This window comes from Bradyrhizobium sp. KB893862 SZCCT0404 (assembly GCF_018130885.1).
Lineage (GTDB): Bacteria > Pseudomonadota > Alphaproteobacteria > Rhizobiales > Xanthobacteraceae > Bradyrhizobium > Bradyrhizobium stylosanthis.
On the sequence record NZ_JAFCLT010000016.1, the window covers coordinates 73,621 to 92,787 of the forward strand.

The following is a 19,167-nucleotide window of genomic DNA, read 5'->3' on the forward strand; positions in this document are numbered from 1 at the left end:
TCTTGTGGGTTGGGCAGGCACTTCAAAAAAAGAAACGCGCCCGCAAGGGGCGCTTCCATCAGGCGTTGGCGACTTTCTTGTCGACCTCCGAAACGACGGAGAATTCCTTGCGCAGGGTCGGCTTGTGGATCTTGCCGGTGGCGTTGCGCGGCAGCGCCGTGACGAAGCGGATCTGCCGCGGGCACTTGAAGCGCGCCAGATTGGCCGCGCAATGCGCAAACACATCTGCCTCGGTCAACCGCTCGCCCGGCTTGACCGCGACGATGGCAAGGCCGACCTCGCCCCATTGCGGATCAGAGATGCCGATCACTGCGGCTTCCGCGATCGCGGGCAACTGATGCAGGACGTTCTCGACCTCAGCCGGATAGACGTTCTCGCCGCCGGAGATGTACATGTCCTTCCAGCGGTCGACGATGTAGTAGAAGCCCTCGTCGTCGATGCGCGTGGCATCGCCGGTGTGCAGCCAGCCGTCGGTGAAGGAGGTCTTGTTCGCCTCGGGCCTGTTCCAGTAGCCCGGCGTGATGTTGGGACCCTTGACCCAGAGTTCGCCGAGTTCGCCGATAGCGGCATCGCTGCCGTCGGGCCGCACGATGCGCACTTCGGTGTGCAGCACCGGCTTGCCGGCGGAGCCGGCCTTGCGCGCCGCGTCCTCGCGGTCGAGCACCAGCACGGCCGGCGAGGTCTCGGTCATGCCGTAGCCCTGCTGGAGCGCGACGCCGCGCGCCTCCCAGACCTTCAATAGCGGCACCGGCATCGGCGCGCCGCCGACACCGCCGACGATCAGCCTGCCGAGGTCGGTCGTGGCGAAAGCCGGATGCTGCGCCATGAACTGGTAGATCGCGGGCACGCCGAAGAACACGTTGATGCCCTGGGCGGGATCGTTGATCAGGCCGAGCGCCGTGCCGGGATCGAAGGCGCGCATGATCATCACGGTGCCGCCGGCATGCAGCACCGGATTGGTGTAGCAATTGAGCCCGCCGGTATGAAACAGCGGCAGCACGGTGAGCAGCACCGAGGACGGCCCGATGCAGGCGGGGCCACCGAGATTGACGCAATTCCAGAAGGTCATGCCATGAGTGATGGTCGCGCCCTTCGGATGCCCCGTCGTGCCCGACGTGTACATGATGGTCGAGACGTCATCGAGCGTGACCTCTTCGGCGCGGTCGAGCGGCTTTGCTGCGGCGATGCCGGCCTCATAGGCCCCGCCTGGCCCGAGCTGCAGGCTTGTCGGGATGTTGCAGAGCTTTGCGACGGCAAGCGCCGTTTCGGCGAGATCGGTGTCGTGGATCATCACAACAGGCGCGCAGTCGCCGGTGATGAATTGCAGCTCGGGAACGGTGAGGCGGGTGTTGAGCGGCACGAAGATGGCGCCCAGACGTCCGCAGGCGAACTGCACCTCCAGCGTATCGGTCGTGTTCAGCGCCAGCACCGCGACGCGGTCCCCGCGCGAGACCTTCAGCGTGTGACGCAGGAACGAGGCGAGGCGCGAGACGCGGCCGTCGAGCTGCGAATAGCTGAAGCGGCGCTCGCTGGCGAGATCGATCACCGCAACCTTGTCGGGTGTGCGGCGGCCATGGTGGGTGATCCAGTCGTAGTAACGAACGGCCAAAAATCCCTCCCTCGGCGGTCTTGTGCCGCCTGCATTCCTGTCGCCGTGCACCATGCCCGGCGTGGCCCTGGGGCCAGCCGGAGTCTGTGCAACGACGTCTTTTTTGATTTGGAGTTGGCCTGCGGGGGGTGAAAATCGTCTTGCGTTGAGTTGCTAGGCGGCGCGCTGCCGTGGAGCGGTTCCCCGGTCAGCCACTCTGCGCAAGTGGACGGCTGTTGTTCCGGCCATGGTGGACCGGACGAATCCGCCAGAGGGCGAGTTGCGATGAAGAGCCCGTTCTATACCGCCGAGCACGACGCCTTCCGCGACGTCATGCGCCGCTTCGTCGAAAAGGAGATCGCGCCGTTCGCCCACGACTGGGACGAAGCCGGCGAATTCCCGCGTGTGCTTTATCGCAAGGCGGCGGAGATCGGCCTTCTGGGACTCGGATTCCCCGAGGAATATGGCGGGATCGCCGCCGACCAGTTCATGAAGATCGTCGCCAGCCAGGAATTGGCGCGGGCCGGTGCCGGCGGCGTCAGCGCCAGCCTGATGAGTCACACTATCGGCTCGCCGCCGATCGCGCGGGCGGCACGGCCCGAGGTGAAGGCGCGCGTGCTGCCGCAGGTGCTGGCGGGCGAGAAGATTTCCGCGCTCGCGATCACCGAGCCCGGCGGGGGCTCGGACGTTGCAAACCTCCGCACGAAGGCCCGACGCGACGGCGATCACTACGTCGTGAGCGGCGAAAAGACCTTCATCACCTCAGGGATGCGCGCGGACTATCTGACCGTTGCCGTGCGCACGGGCGGCGAGGGCGCCGGCGGCGTCAGTCTGCTCCTGATCGAGGGCGACACGCCCGGCCTGTCCAGGACAAAACTGAAGAAAATGGGCTGGTGGGCCTCCGACACCGCGACGCTGCATTTCGACGACTGCCGCGTGCCGGCCGAGAACCTCATCGGTGAGGAGGGGCAGGGCTTCAAGATCATCATGCGGAATTTCAACAGCGAGCGCATGGGCATGGCCGCGGGCTGCACCGGCTTCGCGCGCGTCTGTCTCGACGAGGCGATTGCCTATGCCAAGGAGCGCAAGACCTTCGGCAAGCCGCTCGCCCAGCATCAGGTCATCCGCCACAAGATCGTCGACATGGCGCAGAAGGTCGCGGCAAGTCAGGCGATGCTGGAGATGCTGGCCTGGCGGCTGGAGCAGGGCGAGAGCCCGGTCGCGGAGATCTGCATGATGAAGAACCAGGCGACCCAGACCATGGCGTTCTGCGCCTCGGAAGCCGTGCAGATCTTCGGCGGCGCCGGCTTCATGCGCGGCATCAAGGCCGAGCGCATCTACCGCGAAGTCAAGGTCAACGCCATCGGCGGCGGCACCGAGGAGATCATGAAGGATCTGGCCAGCCGGCAGATGGGGTTGTGAAAATGCGTCGTCCCGGGGCGCGCGGAGCGCGAACCCGGGGGCTAGAGCTGAGTCCTAACATATCGAGATTCCGGGTTCGCGCTTCGCGCGCCCCGGAATGACGGGAAACAAAATGCTATTCACCGCCGACCACGACGACATCCGCCGTAGCTTGCAGAAATTCATCGCCAACGAGATCAACCCTCATGTCGATGAATGGGAGAAGGCCGACATCTTCCCGGCGCATGCGCTGTTCAAGAAGATGGGCAGCCTCGGCTTCCTCGGCCTGAACAAGCCGGTCGAATTCGGCGGCTCGGGCCTCGACTATTCCTATGCGCTGATGATGGCGGAAGAGCTCGGCGCCATTACTTGCGGCGGCGTGCCGATGGCGATCGGCGTGCAGACCGACATGGCGACGCCGGCGCTGGCGCGATTCGGCTCGGACGAGGTGCGCCGCGAATTCCTGGCGCCCTCGATCTCCGGTGACTTTGTGGCCTGCATCGGCGTCTCCGAGCCCGGCGCAGGCTCCGACGTCGCCTCGATCAAGACCAATGCGCGCTCCGACGGCGACGATTACGTCATCAATGGCGGCAAGATGTGGATCACCAACGGCACCCAGGCCGACTGGATCTGCCTGCTCGCCAACACCGGCGACGGGCCCGTCCACCGCAACAAGTCTCTGATCTGCGTGCCCATGAAGAGCAAGGGCGTCACTGTCGCGCGAAAGCTCGACAAGATGGGTATGCGCTCGTCCGACACGGCGCAGATCTTCTTCGACAATGTCCGCGTGCCCAAGCGCAACCGGATCGGCGAGGAGGGCAAGGGTTTTACCTACCAGATGATCCAGTTCCAGGAGGAGCGGCTCTGGGGCGCGGCGGCGTGCCTCAAGGCGCACGAATACATCATCGACCAGACCATCGCGTACACGCGCGATCGCAAGGCGTTCGGGAAGTCGATCCTCGACAATCAGGTCGTGCACTTCAAGCTCGCGGAGATGCAGACCGAGGTCGAGCTGCTGCGCGCGCTGATCTACCGCGCCGCCGAGCAGCTGGTCGCCGGCGAGGACGTGACGCGGCTTGCGACCATGGCCAAGCTGAAGGCCGGCCGGCTCGGCCGCGAGCTCACCGACGCCTGCTTGCAATATTGGGGCGGAATGGGCTTTACCAACGAGACGCCGGTCAGCCGTGCCTATCGCGACAGCCGCCTGACCTCGATCGGCGGCGGCGCCGACGAAGTCATGCTGATGGTCTTGTGCAAGATGATGGGTACGCTGCCGGGCAGTGGTAAGGGGAATGCATCATGATTACGCTCTATCATTGCGACGCCGCGCGCTCGTTCCGTCCGCTCTGGATGCTGGAGGAGATGGGGCTGCCGTATGAGCTGAAGATGCTGCCGTTCCCGCCGCGCGTCTTCGCCAAGGAGTACCTCGCGCTCAATCCGCTCGGCACGATCCCCTTCATGGTCGATGGCGAGACGAAGATGACGGAGTCCTCCGGCATCTGTCATTATCTCGGTACCAAATACGCCCCGACTCCGCTGATGGTGGATGTCGCGGATCCCGCCTATGGCGCGTTCCTGAACTGGATGTATTTCAGCGATGCGACGTTAACCTTCCCGCAAACGCTGGTGCTCAGATACACCCAGCTCGAGCCGGAAGAGCGGCGCAATCCGCAGGTCGCCACCGACTATGCAAAATGGTTCTTAGGGCGGCTGCGCGCCGTTGAGGCAGCCACCGCAAATGCCGAAACCTTGTGCGCGGGTCGCTTCACCGCCGCTGACATTGTCATCGGTTACGCGCTCCGCCTCGCCGACAATATCGGGCTCGCCAAGGACTTTGGGCCAAATGTCGCAGCCTATTGGGCGCGACTGCAGCAACGCGACGGCTTCAGGCGCGCCGTTGCTGCGGAGCAAAAGGCCGGCCAGGAGCAGAATGTTGCGCCGCGCGTGAGGGCGTAGTGGTCGTCCCGGCCCCCCGCGCGCAATTGCGCGCTAGGCCGGAACGACGGTGAACGAGAGTTCCGGGCGCGTCTCCCAACAGTCCCGGAATGGTCATCTCTTGCGCCTCCATGACAGCGCTATCCCGTCGTGACAGCGCCCAAATTTCCGCTAAGGTGACCTCCGTCCGCAGCGGCCAGAGAGCCGCGCGAGGAGGAGCCCAATGGAATATAACGGTCGCGAATCCGACCATCTGATGCTGATCACGCCGGAGCGGGTGTTCTATGCCGGCCTGCTCGGCCGCCCCCGCAAGCGGACCCCGGGCTGCTGCCATGTCTATGTGGCGGTCAAGGGCAATCTGCACCTGACCATCGACGACGCTCTCGCCTCCGGCGAGCTGTTCGTCACCCTGCCGAACCAGCGGCATTCCATTGCCAGCGACTATCGCACCGCCATCAGCGTGACGCTCGAGCCCGAGAGCATGCCGGATGGCGTGCTCGAAGCCCTGGCCGAGCGGCTGATGGGACCGGACCGCGCGGCCTATGCCCGCAAGATCCTCGCCGCTTACGCGTTGCTGCGCCAGCGCCGCTACGGCGACATCACCACTGCCGAATTCGACGAGATGTGCTTCGGCGAGGCGCTGCCGCGCCGCGTGCTCGACCCGCGCGTGACGCGCGCGGTCGCCCGCATCGAGCGCTTCTCCGGCGAGCCGGTGACGGCGGATACATGCGCCGCCGAAGCGGGGCTCTCCGCCTCGCGCTTCCTGCATCTGTTCAAGGAAGAGACCGGCATCTCGTTCCGCTCCTTCCGCGCCTGGAAGCGCGCGCGGCATTTGCTGCACTTCGCCAACCAGGACCTCAACCTCGCCCATCTCGCGCAGGACATCGGCTATCCGGACTCCACCCATTTCAGCCATTCGATCCGCCGCTTCTACGGATTGAAGCCGCGCGCGATCTTCGTCGGCTCGCGCGACCTTGCGATCTATCGCAGCACCGAGACGGTGCGGCTCGCGGAGGCGGGCTAGCACCGCTCTCGTAGGGTGGGTTAGCCAGCGGACTACGCTTCGCGTAGCCGCGGGCTAACCCACCCTACGAATTCGTCGTTTTTTCCAGCTTCTCCGCGCAAGAAGCCGCATGCCCCGCATCACATGATCGCCCACGTTGAATTCTCAACGTGCGAGATATTTTTGGCATGAGCGACAAGGCCGTCATCACCTGCGCGCTGAACGGCGTGCTCACCGACCCGAAGCAGCACAACGTGCCCGTGACGCCCGAGCAGATGGCGCGCGAGGCCAAGGCTGCGTTCGATGCCGGCGCGTCCGTCATGCATATCCATCTGCGCCAGCAGGCGCCGGGCAAGGGCCACCTGCCGTCCTGGGAGGTTGCGGTCAGCAAGGAGATCCAGCAGGCGATTCGCGAGGCTTGCCCGGGCGTGATCATCAACCACACCTCCGGCGTGTCGGGGCCGAACTACTCCGGCGCACTCGACTGCATCCGGGAAACGAAGCCCGAGATCGCCGCCTGCAACGCCGGCTCGCTGAACTATTTGAAGGTGAAGGCCGACAACACCTGGGCCTGGCCGCCGATGATGTTCGACAACGCGGTCGAGAAGGTAAAGGACTATCTCGACGTCATGAACGCAGTCGGCACCATCCCCGAGTTCGAATGCTTCGACGTCGGCATCGTGCGCTGCGTCGGCATGTACCACCAGGTCGGCATGTATAAGGGCCCGCTCGAATACAACTTCGTCATGGGCGTTGCGTCCGGCATGCCGTCGGACCCCGAGCTGCTGCCGATCCTGATCAAGCTGAAGCGGCCCGAGGCAAAGTTTCAGGTCACCGCGATCGGCCGCGAGGAGATCTGGCCGCTGCATCAGCGCTGCGCCGAGCTCGGCGGCCATTTGCGCACCGGCCTCGAAGACACTTTCTATCTCGCCGACGGCACGAAGGTGACGTCGAACGGCCAGCTGATCGACGCCATCGCCGCCTGTGCACGGCGCGCCGGCCGCGAGGTCGCGTCACCCGCCGAGGCGCGGAAGATCTTTGGGACGAATCGGTAACCCAAATCCTGTCATTCCGGGGCACGCGAAGTGACCCGGAATCTCGAGGTTCCGGGTTCGATGCTGTGCATCGCCCCGGAACGACGGAGCCAGTTGAACGTGTCCATTCTCGAAAACACCATTTCCCCCGGCAGCGCGACCTATCACGCCAACCGTGACGGGATGCTCGGCCTCATCGACCGCATGCGCGCGCTGGAAGAGCGCACGCGCGCGGCGTCCGCGGCCGCGAAGGATCGTTTCCACAAGCGCGGCCAGCTGCTGCCGCGCGAGCGCGTCGCGCTGGTGCTCGATCCCGGCGCGCCCTTCATCGAGCTGTCGACGCTTGCCGGTTACATGTTCGACGTGCCGGACGCGAACAAGAGCGTCCCAGGCGGCGGCGTCATCGCCGGCATCGGCTTCGTCTCGGGCATCCGCTGCATGGTCAGCGCCAACGACGCCGGCATCGATGCCGGCGCACTGCAGCCCTACGGCCTCGACAAGACCATCCGCGTGCAGGAGCTCGCGCTGGAGAACAAGCTGCCTTATGTGCAGCTCGTCGAAAGCGCCGGCGCCAATCTGCTGCGCTACCGCGTCGAGGATTTTGTCCGCGGCGGCAACATCTTCCGCAACCTCGCGCGGCTCTCGGCGGCGGGCCTGCCCGTCGTCACCGTCACGCATGGCTCCTCGACCGCGGGCGGCGCGTATCAAACGGGCCTCTCCGACTACATCGTCATGGTCCGCGGCCGCACCCGCGCCTTCCTCGCAGGGCCGCCGCTGCTGAAGGCCGCGACCGGCGAGATCGCGACCGAGGAAGAACTCGGCGGCGCCGAGATGCACACCCAGGTCTCCGGTCTTGGCGATTATCTCGCCGAGGATGACCGCGACGCGCTGCGCATCGCCCGTGAGATCATGGCCGCGCTGGAGTGGGAACGGCCGAACAAGGTGGCTCCTGAATTCAAGCCGCCGCGCTACGACCAGGACGAGCTGCTCGGCATCATGCCGATGGACCACAAGCGTCCGGTCGACATGAAGCAGGTGATCGCGCGCATCATCGACGATTCCGACTTCACCGAGATGGCGCCCAACTACGGCCCGGCCACCGTCTGCGGCCATGCCCGCATCGAGGGCCAGGCCATCGGCATCATCACCAACAACGGTCCGCTCGATCCAGCCGGCGCCAACAAGGCGACGCATTTCATCCAGGCCTGCTGCCAGACCCGCACGCCGATCCTCTACCTCAATAACACCACCGGCTACATGGTCGGCAAGGCCTATGAGGAAGCCGGCATGATCAAGCACGGCTCCAAGATGATCCAGGCGGTGACTTCCGCGACGGTGCCGCAGATCACGATCTATTGCGGCGCCTCCTTCGGTGCCGGCAATTACGGCATGTGCGGCCGCGGCTTCCATCCGCGCTTCTGCTTCTCCTGGCCCAACGCCAAGACCGCGGTGATGGGCGGCGAGCAGGCCGCGGAGACCATGGCGATCGTCACGGAAGCCGCCGCCGCGCGCCGCGGCAAGCCGGTCGAGAAAGAGAAGCTCGATGCGATGAAGGCGCAGATCGTCGGCGTGTTCGACGGCCAGATGGACGTGTTCTCGACCAGCGCCCGCGTGCTCGACGACGGCGTGATCGATCCGCGCGACACCCGCGCGGTCCTGTCCGAAGTGCTCGCGATCTGCCGCGAGGGCGACTCGCGCACGCCTCAGCGCATGCAATTCTCGGTGGCCCGCCCATGAGGAACGGATCAGTGCATCACCGCCCGTTCTTCAAGGTCCTGGTCGCCAATCGCGGCGAGATCGCATTGCGCGTGATGCGTAGCGCGCGGCAGTTGGGCCTCGGCGTCGTCGCAGTCTATTCGGACGCCGATCGCGATGCGCTCCACGTGCGACAGGCCGATCAGGCCGTGCGCATCGGCGAGGCGCTGCCCGCGCAATCCTATCTCAACATCCCCGCGATCATTGCCGCTGCCAAGGCGAGCGGCGCGGATGCCGTTCACCCCGGCTACGGTTTCCTCGCCGAGAACGAAGATTTCGCGCAAGCCTGCAAGGATGCCGGCCTCGTCTTCATCGGCCCGACGCCGCAGGCGATCGAGGCGATGGGCAACAAGGCCGGCGCCAAGGAGATCATGAAGAAGGCCGGCGTGCCTGTCGTGCCCGGCTATCAGGGCGCCGATCAGGGCGACGAAATCATGCTCGCGGAGGCCAGGAAGATCGGCTTCCCCGTGATGATCAAGGCGGTCGCCGGCGGCGGTGGCCGCGGCATGCGGCTGGTTGCCGACGCCGCCTCGTTCCCGGATGCGCTGCGCAGCGCGCGGTCGGAGGCCAAGGCGGCGTTCGGCGATCCCACCGTCATCCTCGAGCGGGCTATCCAGAATCCGCGCCATATCGAGATCCAGGTGTTCGGCGACAGCCACGGCAACGCCGTCCATCTCGGCGAGCGCGACTGCTCGGTGCAGCGGCGGCACCAGAAGCTGATCGAGGAGGCACCGTCGCCCGCGGTCACGCTGGAGCTGCGCGCCAAGATGGGCGAGGTCGCGGTATCCGCAGTGAAGGCGCTGCGCTATGAGGGCGCCGGCACGCTGGAATTCTTGCTCGACGCGAGCGGCGAGTTCTACTTCATGGAGATGAACACGCGTCTCCAGGTCGAGCATCCCGTCACCGAGGCGATCACCGGGCTTGATCTCGTCGAGCTGCAGCTGCGCGTCGCACGCGGCGAGCCATTGCCGGTGAAGCAGCAGGATATCAAGTTCTCCGGTCACGCCATCGAGGTGCGGCTCTGCTCCGAAGATGCCGCGCAGGACTTCATGCCGCAGTCCGGCCGCATGGCGCGCTGGCAGGTGCCTGACGACATCCGCGTCGAGCACGCGCTGCAACCGGGCTCGGAGATCCCGCCGTACTACGATTCCATGATCGCCAAGGTGATCAGCCACGGCGCCACGCGCGAGGAGGCGAGGGGACGATTGATTGTCGGGCTCGAGCAGCTCACCGCGTTTGGCGTGACGACCAACCAGGCCTTCCTGATGTCCTGCCTGCGCCATCCCGGCTTTGCCGGGGGCGAGGCGACGACCGCCTTCATCGGCGCGCATCGCGACGAACTGCTGGCGCCGCGCGCGGACGCCGCATTCGATACGGCGCTGGCAGGCCTGCTGCTTTACGTCACCAACCCCCGCGCGCCGTCCTGGCAAGGCGGCCGCAGTCTCGCCGCCACCTTTCCGTTGCCTGCGAAGATCGAGATCGCCGGCCACACGCACGAACTCGAAGTCACGCGCGAGCGTGATGGAAGCTACACGGTCGCCGCCGACGGTCGTCAGGACAGGTTCGAGATCGACCAGCTCGATCCCGATGCGATTCGCTTCCGGCATGAGGGCGTGATGGACAGCGCAAGATTCCTGCGCGATGGCGATCGGCTGTACGTGCAGCACCGCGGCATCCCGCTCGCGGTCACCGATCTCACCCTCGCAGCACCAAAGGCCGCTGCGAGCAACGGCGGCGACGGCAAGGTCCGCGCCGCCATGAACGGCCGCGTCGTCGCCGTCCTGGTCAAGCCGGGCGATCGCGTCACCATCGGCCAGCCGGTGATGACGCTGGAAGCGATGAAGATGGAGCACGTCCACAAGGCCGGCATCGATGGCATCGTCGCCGCGATCGACGTCGCCGAGGGCGAGCAGGTCACGACGGGCAGGATCGTCGCGGAGATCGGAGCCGGCTAAGGCGGTACCGCAGGGCGGGCAAAGGCGCGAAGCGCCCTGCCCACGAAGGTCAAGCGTACCGGGGTGGTGGACACGCTTCGCTTTGCTCCCGACGGCACCTGCCGGTCGGCGAGAATTTCAATGATTTCAACGAAGTTTCGGCGCATCATGGCGCGCAGGGGTGGCCATTGAACAATGTTCAATCATGGACTATATTGAACATTGTTCATTTAATCGGGAGGCTCGCATGCAGCGCGCAACTGATTCCGCCCCAGAGACCAATGCTACGCCCCGTTTCCTGTCGTCCCGGCTTCCCCTCGCCGGAGCACACGTCCGCGAAAAATACCTGAGCGCCGCTGTCCTCGTGCTGGTGCTGGCGGCACTCTTCGCGCCGGCCCTGCCTGCCTCCGCCTGGCCGATCCCGCATTACGTCGACAGCCGCAGCTGGTTCGGCCTGCCCAATGCCGGCGATGTGCTGAGCAACCTCGCCTTCCTCGCGCTGGGTGTCTGGGGCCTGATGCTGCTGCGCGCCCGTCCCGATGCGCCCGCGGGCACAGGCTGGCTCTTCGTGGGGCTGATCCTCACTTGCGTGGGCTCGACTTTCTATCATCTCGCTCCCGACGTGCCGCAGCGCCTCGTGGCAGATCGCCTCGGCATGGCGGTGGCATTCGCGGGCTTTCTCGGTATCGCAGCCAGCGAGCGCGTCAGCATGCGCGCCGGCCGCGTGCTGGTGCTGCTGATGATGGTTGCGGGTCCGCTCGCGGCCTGGGTGGCGCGCGACAACATCACGCCGTGGGCCGTCGTGCAGTTCGGCGGCATGGCGCTCGCGGCGGGATTGGCGTTGACACGGCCTCGCCTCGGTGCGCTTGGCGTGCCGCTCGGCGGCGTGATCTTTTTCTATGTGCTGGCCAAGCTCTTCGAGCTCGGCGATGCGGCCGTGTTCGAAGCGACGGGGCATCTTGTCTCGGGCCACACGCTCAAGCATCTCGCCGCGGCGCTGGCTGCGTGGCCGGTGATTAGCACGCTCCGTGATCGTAGGGTGGGTTAGCCCGCGGCTGCGCGGAGCGAGGTCCGCTGGCGTAACCCGCCCTACGGCACCTATGTTGGTCGGCCCGTCCCCTCATTCAGTAGGCACGCCACCTGGTGCCCGTCGCCGGCATCCAGCAGCGCGGGGCGCTCCGTCCTGCAGCGCTCCATCGCGAACCGGCAGCGGGTGTGAAACGCGCAGCCGGACGGCGGATTGACCGGGCTCGGCACATCGCCGTCGACCAGCGGCACCAGCTTCTTTGCGAGCGGATTGGCGACCGGCACCGAGGCGAGCAGCGCCTGCGTATAGGGATGCCTGGGATTGCGGAACAGCTCGTCCTTGTCGGCGATCTCGACGATGCGGCCGAGATACATCACGGCCACGCGGTGGCTGATATGCGCGACCACGGCGAGGTCGTGCGCGATGAAGAGATAGGAGAAGCCGTGCTGGCGCTGCAGGTCGATCAGCAGGTTGATCACCTGCGCCTGGATCGAGACGTCGAGCGCGGACACCGGCTCGTCGCAGACGATCAGGCGCGGCTCCAATGCGAGCGCGCGGGCGATGCAGATGCGCTGGCGTTGGCCGCCCGAAAACTGGTGCGGGAAATTCTGCATCTGGTCCGGCCGCAGGCCCACTTGTTCGAACAGTCTCGCGACCCGCGCCTCCAGCTCCTTGCCGCTCGCGAGCCCATGCACGGCCAGCGGCTCGCCGACGATGTCGCCCGCAGTCATGCGCGGATTGAGCGAGGCAAAGGGATCCTGGAATACGATCTGCATCGAGCGGCGGTGCGGGCGCAGCGCGGTCTTGGACAGATGCGTGATGTCCTCGCCCTCGAGCCGGATCTGGCCCGAGGTCGGCTCGACCAGCCGCAGCACGCTGCGCGCCACCGTCGACTTGCCGCAACCGGATTCGCCGACGAGGCCGAGCGTCTCGCCGATGCCGAGCGAGAACGAGACGCCATCCACCGCATGCACGGTGCCGACCTGCCGGCGCAGCACGCCGGCGCGCACCGGATAGTGTTTCGTGAGGTCGGTGACTTCGAGCAGCGCCTCGGTCATGCCACCTCCGCGACTTCTTCCGCGCGCCAGCACGCTGCGAGATGGCCGCCGCCCCAATCCGCCAGCGGCGGGTATTCGGCCTCGCAGCGTTTCACCGCCAGCTTGCAGCGCGGCGCGAAGGCGCAGCCCTGCGGCAGCCGCACCAGCGAGGGCACGGTGCCGGGAATTTCGTTCAGCCGCGCCTGCGCGGGAACGCCGGAGGCCGGCACCGCCGGGATCGAGGCCATCAATCCGCGCGTATAGGGATGCTTTGGCGCGGCGAACAGTGCCTCGACGCCGGCTTCCTCGACCTTCCGTCCCGCATACATCACGATCACGCGCTGCGCGGTCTGCGCGACGACGCCGAGATCGTGCGTGATCAGCACGAGGCCGGTGCCGAGCTCCTTCTGCAGATCGAGGATCAGCGCCAGGATCTGGGCCTGGATGGTGACGTCCAGCGCGGTGGTCGGCTCGTCCGCGATCAGCAGCGCCGGCCTGCAGGCCAGCGCCATCGCGATCATCGCGCGCTGGCGCATGCCGCCGGAGAGCTGGTGCGGATATTCGCGCGCGCGCCGTGCCGGCTCGGGGATTCGCACCAGGCGCAGCATCTCGACCGCAATCTCACCGGCCTCCTTCCGCGACAGGTTGCGATGCAGCCGCACCGCTTCGACGATCTGGTCGCCGATCCGGATCACCGGATTGAGCGAGGTCATCGGCTCCTGGAAGATCATGGAGATGCGGTTGCCCCTGACCGCGCGCATCTGCGCTTCGTCCAGCGCCAGCAGGTCGGTGCCTTCGAGCGTGACGGAGCCGCCGACGATGCGGCCGGGCGGATCCGGCACGAGCCGCATCAGCGACAGCGCGGTGACGCTCTTGCCGCAGCCGGATTCGCCGACGATCGCCAGCGTCTCGCCGCGCTTCACGGTGAAGGACAGGTCGTCCACGGCCTTGAACAGGCCGGAATTGGTGAAGAACACCGTCTTCAGGTTCTTCACATCGAGCACGAGATCGGATTTGTTCGCCATCAGCCGCGCTGCCGGGGATCGAGGATGTCGCGCAGGGCGTCGCCGAACAGGTTTGCGCCGAATACGGCGAGGCTGATCGCGATGCCCGGGAAGATCACCAGCCACGGCGCGGTCCGGACATATTCGGCGGCGGATTCGGAGAGCATGCGGCCCCATGACGGGTAAGGCTCGGGAATGCCGAGGCCGAGGAAGGAGAGCGAGGCCTCGGTCAGGATGGTCGAGCCGAGCTGCGCGGTGGCGAGGACGATCAGCGGCGCCAGCGTGTTCGGCAGCACGTGGCGGAGCGCGATGCGGACCTCGCTCATGCCGATCGACTTGGCGGCCTCGACGAAGGGCTGCTCGCGCAGCGCCAGCGTGTTGGCACGAATGACGCGCGACACGGTCGGGATCAGCGGAATGGCGATGGCGATGATGACGTTCGGCAGCGACGGTCCGAGCGCGGCCGTCATGATCAGGGCCAGCACCAGCAGCGGCAGTGCCTGCAGCACGTCGGAGACGCGCTGGAACACGAGGTCGACCCAGCCGGAGAGATAGCCTGACGTCAGCCCGACGATGACGCCGATGCTGCCGCCGAGCGCGGTCGATCCGATCCCGACCGCGAGCGAGATGCGCGCGCCGTGGATGATGCGGCTGAACACGTCGCGGCCGAACGAGTCCGTCCCCATCCAGTGCGCCCAGCTCGGACGGGCCAGCGCGCGGGCGGAATCGACCGTGAGCGGGTCGTAGCGCGCGATGAAATCGGCAAAGATCGCGGTGAGCACGAACACCGTCATGATGATGAGCCCGGCCGCGCCCAGCACGTGCCGCTGTGCCATGAACAGCACGCGCCGCCACCCGCCCGTCGCATGCGCCCCGGCGCGTCTCAGTTCAACATCGAAGTCGATCGCGGCCAAACAGCTCTCCTAATCGGTGTATCTGATGCGCGGATCGAACACCGCGTAGAGCATGTCGACGGTGAAGTTCGCGAACACCACCACGACGGCAATGAACATCACGAGGTTCTGCACGATCGGATAGTCGCGCCAGCGGATCGCCTCGACCAGGAAACGCGCGACGCCGGGAATGTTGAACACGGTCTCGGTGACGATCAGGCCGCCGATCAGGAACGCCGCCTCGATGCCGATCACGGTGATGACAGGCAGGATCGCGTTCTTCAGCGCGTGGTGATAGTTCACCGCGGCGTCGGAGGCGCCCTTGGCGCGCGCGGTGCGGATATAATCCTGCCGCAGCACTTCCAGCATCGATGAGCGCGTGATGCGCATGGTCAGCGCGGCGCTGCGGAAGCCGACGGCGGCAGCCGGGACGGCGTAGGTCGTGAACGCCTCCAGCCAGGTCTGCGGGTTCGCATTGAAGATCGGGATCTGGCCGAACATCGCCACCGCCGCGGTGAGGATGAGGAGACCAAGCCAGAACGAGGGCAGCGACAATCCGCTGAGGCTGACGACGCGCAGCGCATAGTCGAGCTTGGTACCCTGCTTGACCGCACTGATGACGCCGAGCGGAATGCCGATGGATGCCGAGAACAGCAGCGCGAGGCCTGCGAGCCGCGCCGTGATCGGGATCCGCGGCAGGATCTCCTGCAGCGCCGGCTTTTCCGAGACGTAGGAGTAGCCGAAATCGCCGCGCAGGAATCCGCTGATCCAGTGCCAATATTGCAGGATCAGCGGCTGGTCGATGCCGAGCTCCTTCTCCAGATTGGCCTTGTCGGCGGGATCGACATAGCCAGCGGCGGCGAACAGGATGTCGACGATGTTGCCGGGCACGATGCGCAGCAGGAAGAAGATGACGATCGAGATCCCGAACAGGGTCACGAGCATCAGGAACAGGCGTCGTACCAGATAGGCAAACATCCTTCGCCTCCTGCCGAACCCGTCAGCCTGCGCTACTTGTCCATCCAGACGTCCTCGTAGCGATAGCCATTATACGAGCTGTTCGACATGATCGTCACGCCCCTCACGTAAGGCTGCCAGCAGGAGCCGGTGCGCGCGTGGAAGATGATCGGGCGTGCGACGTCCTCCTGCAACTTCTTGTCGATGTCCCACACCAGCTTCTTGCGCTTGGCGATATCGGTCTCCTGCGACTGCACGTCGAACAGCTTCTCGATCTCCTTGTTGCAGTAGTTGGTGTAGTTGCGCTCGGACCCGCAGGAATAATTCTCGTAGAAGGACTGGTCGGGATCGTCGACGGCGTTGCCGGTCAGATTGAGCCCGAGCATGTAGTCCTTGCGCGCGATCTTCGGGAACCAGTTCGCGGTTTCGACCACGTCGAGCTCGCCGTCGATATAGATGCTCTTGAGCTGGTCGATCAGGATTACCGCGGGATCGCGGTAGACCGGGATGTTGCGGGTCGAGACCTTGACGGCGAGATGCTTGTCCGGCCCGTAGCCGGCCTTCTGCATCAGCTTCTTGGCCTCCTCGCGGTTGGCTTTCACGTCGGGGCCGTAACCCGGAATGGTCTCGAGCATCTCCTTCGGCATGCCCCACAGGCCGTTCGGCGGCGGCAGCATGGTGCCGCCGACGTCGCCCTGGCCCTCGAACATGATCGAGATGAAGGCCTTGCGGTCGAGCGTCAGCGCCATGGCGCGGCGGATATCGATGTTGTCGAAGGGCGGGGCGCTCGAATTGACGATGATGTTGGTCGCGACGTTGTTAGGCTCCACCACGCAGACCGCGTTCGGCGCCTGCGACTTCACGTCCTTCAGCAGCGGAATGCTCACCTCGGTCGGGAACGTCATGTCGAACTTGCCGGCGACGAAGGCGAGGATCGCGGTCGAGCGGTTCGGAATGATGGTGAACTCGATGCCGTCGAGATAGGGACGGCCCTTGCGCCAGTAATCCGTGTTCCGCGTCAGCTTGATCGATTCATTGGCCTTGAACTCGACGAACTTGAACGGCCCGGTGCCGATCGGATGCGTGCGCATGTCGCCGGGCGAGACGTGGCAGGGGTAGACCGGCGTATAGCCGGAGGCCAGTAGCGCCAGCAGCGAGGGTTGCGGCCGCTTCAGGTTGAACGAGACCTCGAGATCGCCGTTGGTGGAGATGTCGTTGACCTGCTCGTACCAGGTCTTGCGCGGGTTCTGCCGGAACTTCTGTTGCGACTTGCCCATCAGCATGTCGAACGTGCATTTGACGTCCGCCGACGTGAACGGCTTGCCGTCATGCCATTTCACGCCCTGGCGCAGCTTGAAAGTCAGGGTCTTGTTGTCGTTCACCCAGGCCCAGCTCTCGGCGAGCTCGGGCATGATGTTGTCCATCCTGTTCTGCGCCTCGTCCTGCTTGTAGATGACGAGGTTGTTGAAGACGGGCATGAAGGGAACATTGAGCGAGTAGGTCGCGCCCTCGTGGATCGAGGCATTGCCGGGGCTGTCGCGATGATACATCCGCAGAATACCGCCCTGCTTGGGCTCGCCGGCGAATGCAATGGTCGAAAACGCCAGCAAAGATAGCGCCGCCGTCGCGGCGAGCGCCCGCACGCTCCGCATCCTCGTCCTCCCTGGACAATCGGCCTTTGTGGCCTGTTTGTCAGGACGATAGCCGAGGCAAGCACAGCGAGGCAACCCGCAAGCGCGGCGGCACTCTCCGCAATTCGGATGACGGAAGGCCGCAGGCCTTTCACATTTTCATAATGTGAGAGTGCAGGTGCGAAGGCGGTTCCTGTGGTGTGTAATGCGCAGTCGCATCCGCAAACTCTGCCGTCGTCCCGGGGCGCGACGAAGTCGCGAGCCCGGGACCCATAACCCCAGGAAGGAGCTGCCGCGCGAGCCGGCAACTCCGAGTCTTCGCCAAACAGCTCCCTGTGGTTATGGGTCCCGGATCTGCGCTTCGCTTGTCCGGGACGACAGCGAGGGTGTGGTTGCCGCCCTCACACAATCCGCGACGTCTTGTTCCCCCAATAGCGGTCGCGCAGCAGCCGCTTGTACAGCTTGCCGGTCGGCAGCCGCGGCAACTCCTTCTCGAAGTCCACCGAGCGCGGCACCTTCTGTCGCGACAGCTGTTGCCCGCAGAACGCGATCAGCTCCTCGGCGAGCGCCTCGCCTGGCAGCACGCCCGGCATCGGTTGCACCACCGCCTTCACCTCCTCGCCGAGATCGGGATTGGGCACGCCGAACACCGCGGCGTCCGCGACCTTCGGATGGGTGATCAGCAGATTCTCGCATTCCTGCGGATAGATGTTCACGCCACCGGAGATGATCATGAAGGTGGCGCGGTCGGTGAGGTAGAGGAAACGGTCGTCGTCGACATAGCCGACATCGCCGACCGTGCTCATGCTGCCGTCGGCCGAGCGCGCCTCCCTGGTCTTCTCGGGGTCGTTGAAATATTCGAACGGCGATCCGGTCTTGAACCAGACTTGTCCGGGCGTGCCGGTCGGGCACGGCTTCATGTTCTCGTCGAGAATGTGGAGGTCGCCGAGCAGCACCTTGCCGACGGTGCCGCGGTGGCTAAGCCATTCCTCGCTGTTGCAGGCGGTAAAGCCGAGGCCTTCGGTCGCCCCGTAATATTCGTGGATGATCGGTCCCCACCATTTGATGATGTCCTCCTTGACGAGGGCCGGGCAGGGCGCGGCGGCGTGGATCGCGATCTCCAGCGACGACAAATCGTAGCGGCGTCGCACCTCCTCCGGCAGCTTCAGCATGCGCGAGAACATCGTCGGCACCAGCTGGGTGTGGGTGATGCCCCATTGCTGGACGAGCTGGAGATAGCGCTCGGGATCGAAGCTCTCCATGATGATCACGGTGCCGCCCATGCGGATCGTGAGGTTCACGGCCGCCTGCGGTGCCGAATGATAAAGCGGGGCCGGCGACAGGTAGACCATGCCCTCGCGGTAGTGCCAGAGCTTGGTGAGGAAATCGAACAGCGGAAGATTGTGCTTCGGCGGCTCCTCCGGCAACGGCCGCAGGATGCCTTTCGGCCGCCCCGTCGTGCCTGATGAATAAAGCATGGCCGTGCCCAGCCACTCATCCGCGATCGGCGTCGCCGGCAAGTCGGCTGTCACCTCGGCAAGGCCGACGATGCGGTCGCTCTCGCCGGGACCGTCGGCGACGATGCAGAGCTTGATGTCGGGACAGGCCTTGATCGCCTCGCGCGCGATGTCGAGCTTGGCCATCGACGTGATCAGGATCTTCGACTGGCTGTTGACGAGGAGATAGGCGAGCTCGCCCGGCGTCAGGAACGAGTTGATGCAGGTGTAGTACAGCCCGGAGCGCTCGCCCGCGCCGCAGGCCTCGAGATAGCGCGAATTGTTCTCCATGAAGATCGAGTAGTGGTCGAGCCGCTTCAAGCCTTGCCTGCGGAACAGCTGCGCGAGGCGATTGCTGCGCGCGTCCAGCTCGCGATAGGTAACGGTCTCGCCCGTCGCGGCCATGATGAAGGCAGGCTGCAGCGGACGCAGGCGGGCATGGTGACCAGTGTACATCTATCCTCCGGCTTGG

At 65.5% G+C, this 19,167-nt stretch carries 15 protein-coding genes; 8 read left to right on the forward strand and 7 right to left on the reverse strand.

Features of this window, described 5'->3' with window-relative positions; translation table 11 throughout:
* Nucleotides 1-58: 58 nt before the first annotated feature.
* A complete protein-coding gene (locus JQ617_RS37555) occupies nt 59-1,609 on the reverse strand; it encodes an acyl-CoA synthetase (RefSeq protein ID WP_212030739.1) in 1,551 nt (516 codons plus the stop codon).
* 264 nt (nt 1,610-1,873) lie between these two features.
* On the opposite strand from JQ617_RS37555, the gene JQ617_RS37560 reads away from it, so the two are divergent.
* From JQ617_RS37560 to JQ617_RS37595, 8 genes are all read left to right on the forward strand, one after another.
* The gene (locus JQ617_RS37560; protein WP_212030740.1) at nt 1,874-3,010 is read left to right on the forward strand and encodes an acyl-CoA dehydrogenase family protein; all 1,137 of its coding nucleotides are present in this window, start codon (nt 1,874-1,876) and stop codon (nt 3,008-3,010) included.
* 112 nt (nt 3,011-3,122) lie between these two features.
* Nucleotides 3,123-4,292 (forward strand): acyl-CoA dehydrogenase family protein, encoded by a 1,170-nt coding sequence (locus JQ617_RS37565; RefSeq protein ID WP_212030741.1) that lies wholly within the window; start codon nt 3,123-3,125, stop codon nt 4,290-4,292.
* Nucleotides 4,289-4,945, forward strand: a complete 657-nt coding sequence (locus tag JQ617_RS37570; protein ID WP_212030742.1) for a glutathione S-transferase family protein — start codon at nt 4,289-4,291, stop codon at nt 4,943-4,945. The genes JQ617_RS37565 and JQ617_RS37570 overlap by 4 nt, the downstream gene beginning before the upstream one ends.
* 202 nt (nt 4,946-5,147) lie before the next feature.
* The gene (locus tag JQ617_RS37575) at nt 5,148-5,948 is read left to right on the forward strand and encodes a helix-turn-helix domain-containing protein (RefSeq protein WP_212030743.1); all 801 of its coding nucleotides are present in this window, start codon (nt 5,148-5,150) and stop codon (nt 5,946-5,948) included.
* 167 nt (nt 5,949-6,115) lie between these two features.
* Nucleotides 6,116-6,982 (forward strand): beta-keto acid cleavage family enzyme, encoded by an 867-nt coding sequence (locus tag JQ617_RS37580; protein WP_212030744.1) that lies wholly within the window; start codon nt 6,116-6,118, stop codon nt 6,980-6,982.
* 99 nt (nt 6,983-7,081) lie between these two features.
* Complete coding sequence (locus JQ617_RS37585; protein WP_212030745.1) at nt 7,082-8,698, forward strand: acyl-CoA carboxylase subunit beta; 1,617 nt, start codon at nt 7,082-7,084, stop codon at nt 8,696-8,698.
* Nucleotides 8,695-10,671: an acetyl-CoA carboxylase biotin carboxylase subunit gene (locus tag JQ617_RS37590; RefSeq protein ID WP_212030746.1), complete on the forward strand. Its 1,977-nt coding sequence runs from the start codon at nt 8,695-8,697 to the stop codon at nt 10,669-10,671. The genes JQ617_RS37585 and JQ617_RS37590 overlap by 4 nt, the downstream gene beginning before the upstream one ends.
* Nucleotides 10,672-10,897: 226 nt before the next feature.
* Complete coding sequence (locus JQ617_RS37595; RefSeq protein WP_212030747.1) at nt 10,898-11,698, forward strand: hypothetical protein; 801 nt, start codon at nt 10,898-10,900, stop codon at nt 11,696-11,698.
* A gap of 50 nt (nt 11,699-11,748) precedes the next feature.
* Here the strand turns inward: JQ617_RS37595 and JQ617_RS37600 are convergent, their stop codons facing one another.
* The 6 genes from JQ617_RS37600 to JQ617_RS37625 all read right to left on the reverse strand — a co-directional run bounded on the left by JQ617_RS37600 (nt 11,749) and on the right by JQ617_RS37625 (nt 19,151).
* Nucleotides 11,749-12,735, reverse strand: a complete 987-nt coding sequence (locus tag JQ617_RS37600; protein WP_212030748.1) for an ABC transporter ATP-binding protein — start codon at nt 12,733-12,735, stop codon at nt 11,749-11,751.
* Nucleotides 12,732-13,739, reverse strand: a complete 1,008-nt coding sequence (locus tag JQ617_RS37605) for an ABC transporter ATP-binding protein (protein ID WP_212030749.1) — start codon at nt 13,737-13,739, stop codon at nt 12,732-12,734. The genes JQ617_RS37600 and JQ617_RS37605 overlap by 4 nt, the downstream gene beginning before the upstream one ends.
* Nucleotides 13,739-14,632, reverse strand: coding sequence for an ABC transporter permease (locus JQ617_RS37610; protein WP_212030750.1), 894 nt, complete (start codon nt 14,630-14,632; stop codon nt 13,739-13,741). The genes JQ617_RS37605 and JQ617_RS37610 overlap by 1 nt, the downstream gene beginning before the upstream one ends.
* Before the next feature lie 9 nt (nt 14,633-14,641).
* Complete coding sequence (locus JQ617_RS37615) at nt 14,642-15,589, reverse strand: ABC transporter permease (protein ID WP_212030751.1); 948 nt, start codon at nt 15,587-15,589, stop codon at nt 14,642-14,644.
* 32 nt (nt 15,590-15,621) lie between these two features.
* The gene (locus JQ617_RS37620; protein ID WP_212030752.1) at nt 15,622-17,220 is read right to left on the reverse strand and encodes an ABC transporter substrate-binding protein; all 1,599 of its coding nucleotides are present in this window, start codon (nt 17,218-17,220) and stop codon (nt 15,622-15,624) included.
* A gap of 380 nt (nt 17,221-17,600) precedes the next feature.
* Nucleotides 17,601-19,151, reverse strand: a complete 1,551-nt coding sequence (locus tag JQ617_RS37625) for an AMP-binding protein (RefSeq protein WP_212030753.1) — start codon at nt 19,149-19,151, stop codon at nt 17,601-17,603.
* Between the last annotated feature and the right edge of the window lie 16 nt (nt 19,152-19,167).

Bases quoted from the DNA above. Each gene is read 5' to 3' on its own strand.
- JQ617_RS37560 (WP_212030740.1), top strand. From the start codon at position 1,874: ATGAAGAGCCCGTTCTATACCGCCGAGCACGACGCCTTCCGCGACGTC.
- JQ617_RS37565 (WP_212030741.1), top strand. From the start codon at position 3,123: ATGCTATTCACCGCCGACCACGACGACATCCGCCGTAGCTTGCAGAAA.
- JQ617_RS37570 (WP_212030742.1), top strand. From the start codon at position 4,289: ATGATTACGCTCTATCATTGCGACGCCGCGCGCTCGTTCCGTCCGCTC.
- JQ617_RS37575 (WP_212030743.1), top strand. From the start codon at position 5,148: ATGGAATATAACGGTCGCGAATCCGACCATCTGATGCTGATCACGCCG.
- JQ617_RS37580 (WP_212030744.1), top strand. From the start codon at position 6,116: ATGAGCGACAAGGCCGTCATCACCTGCGCGCTGAACGGCGTGCTCACC.
- JQ617_RS37590 (WP_212030746.1), top strand. From the start codon at position 8,695: ATGAGGAACGGATCAGTGCATCACCGCCCGTTCTTCAAGGTCCTGGTC.
- JQ617_RS37595 (WP_212030747.1), top strand. From the start codon at position 10,898: ATGCAGCGCGCAACTGATTCCGCCCCAGAGACCAATGCTACGCCCCGT.
- JQ617_RS37600 (WP_212030748.1), bottom strand. From the start codon at position 12,735: ATGACCGAGGCGCTGCTCGAAGTCACCGACCTCACGAAACACTATCCG.
- JQ617_RS37605 (WP_212030749.1), bottom strand. From the start codon at position 13,739: ATGGCGAACAAATCCGATCTCGTGCTCGATGTGAAGAACCTGAAGACG.
- JQ617_RS37615 (WP_212030751.1), bottom strand. From the start codon at position 15,589: ATGTTTGCCTATCTGGTACGACGCCTGTTCCTGATGCTCGTGACCCTG.
- JQ617_RS37620 (WP_212030752.1), bottom strand. From the start codon at position 17,220: ATGCGGAGCGTGCGGGCGCTCGCCGCGACGGCGGCGCTATCTTTGCTG.
- JQ617_RS37625 (WP_212030753.1), bottom strand. From the start codon at position 19,151: ATGTACACTGGTCACCATGCCCGCCTGCGTCCGCTGCAGCCTGCCTTC.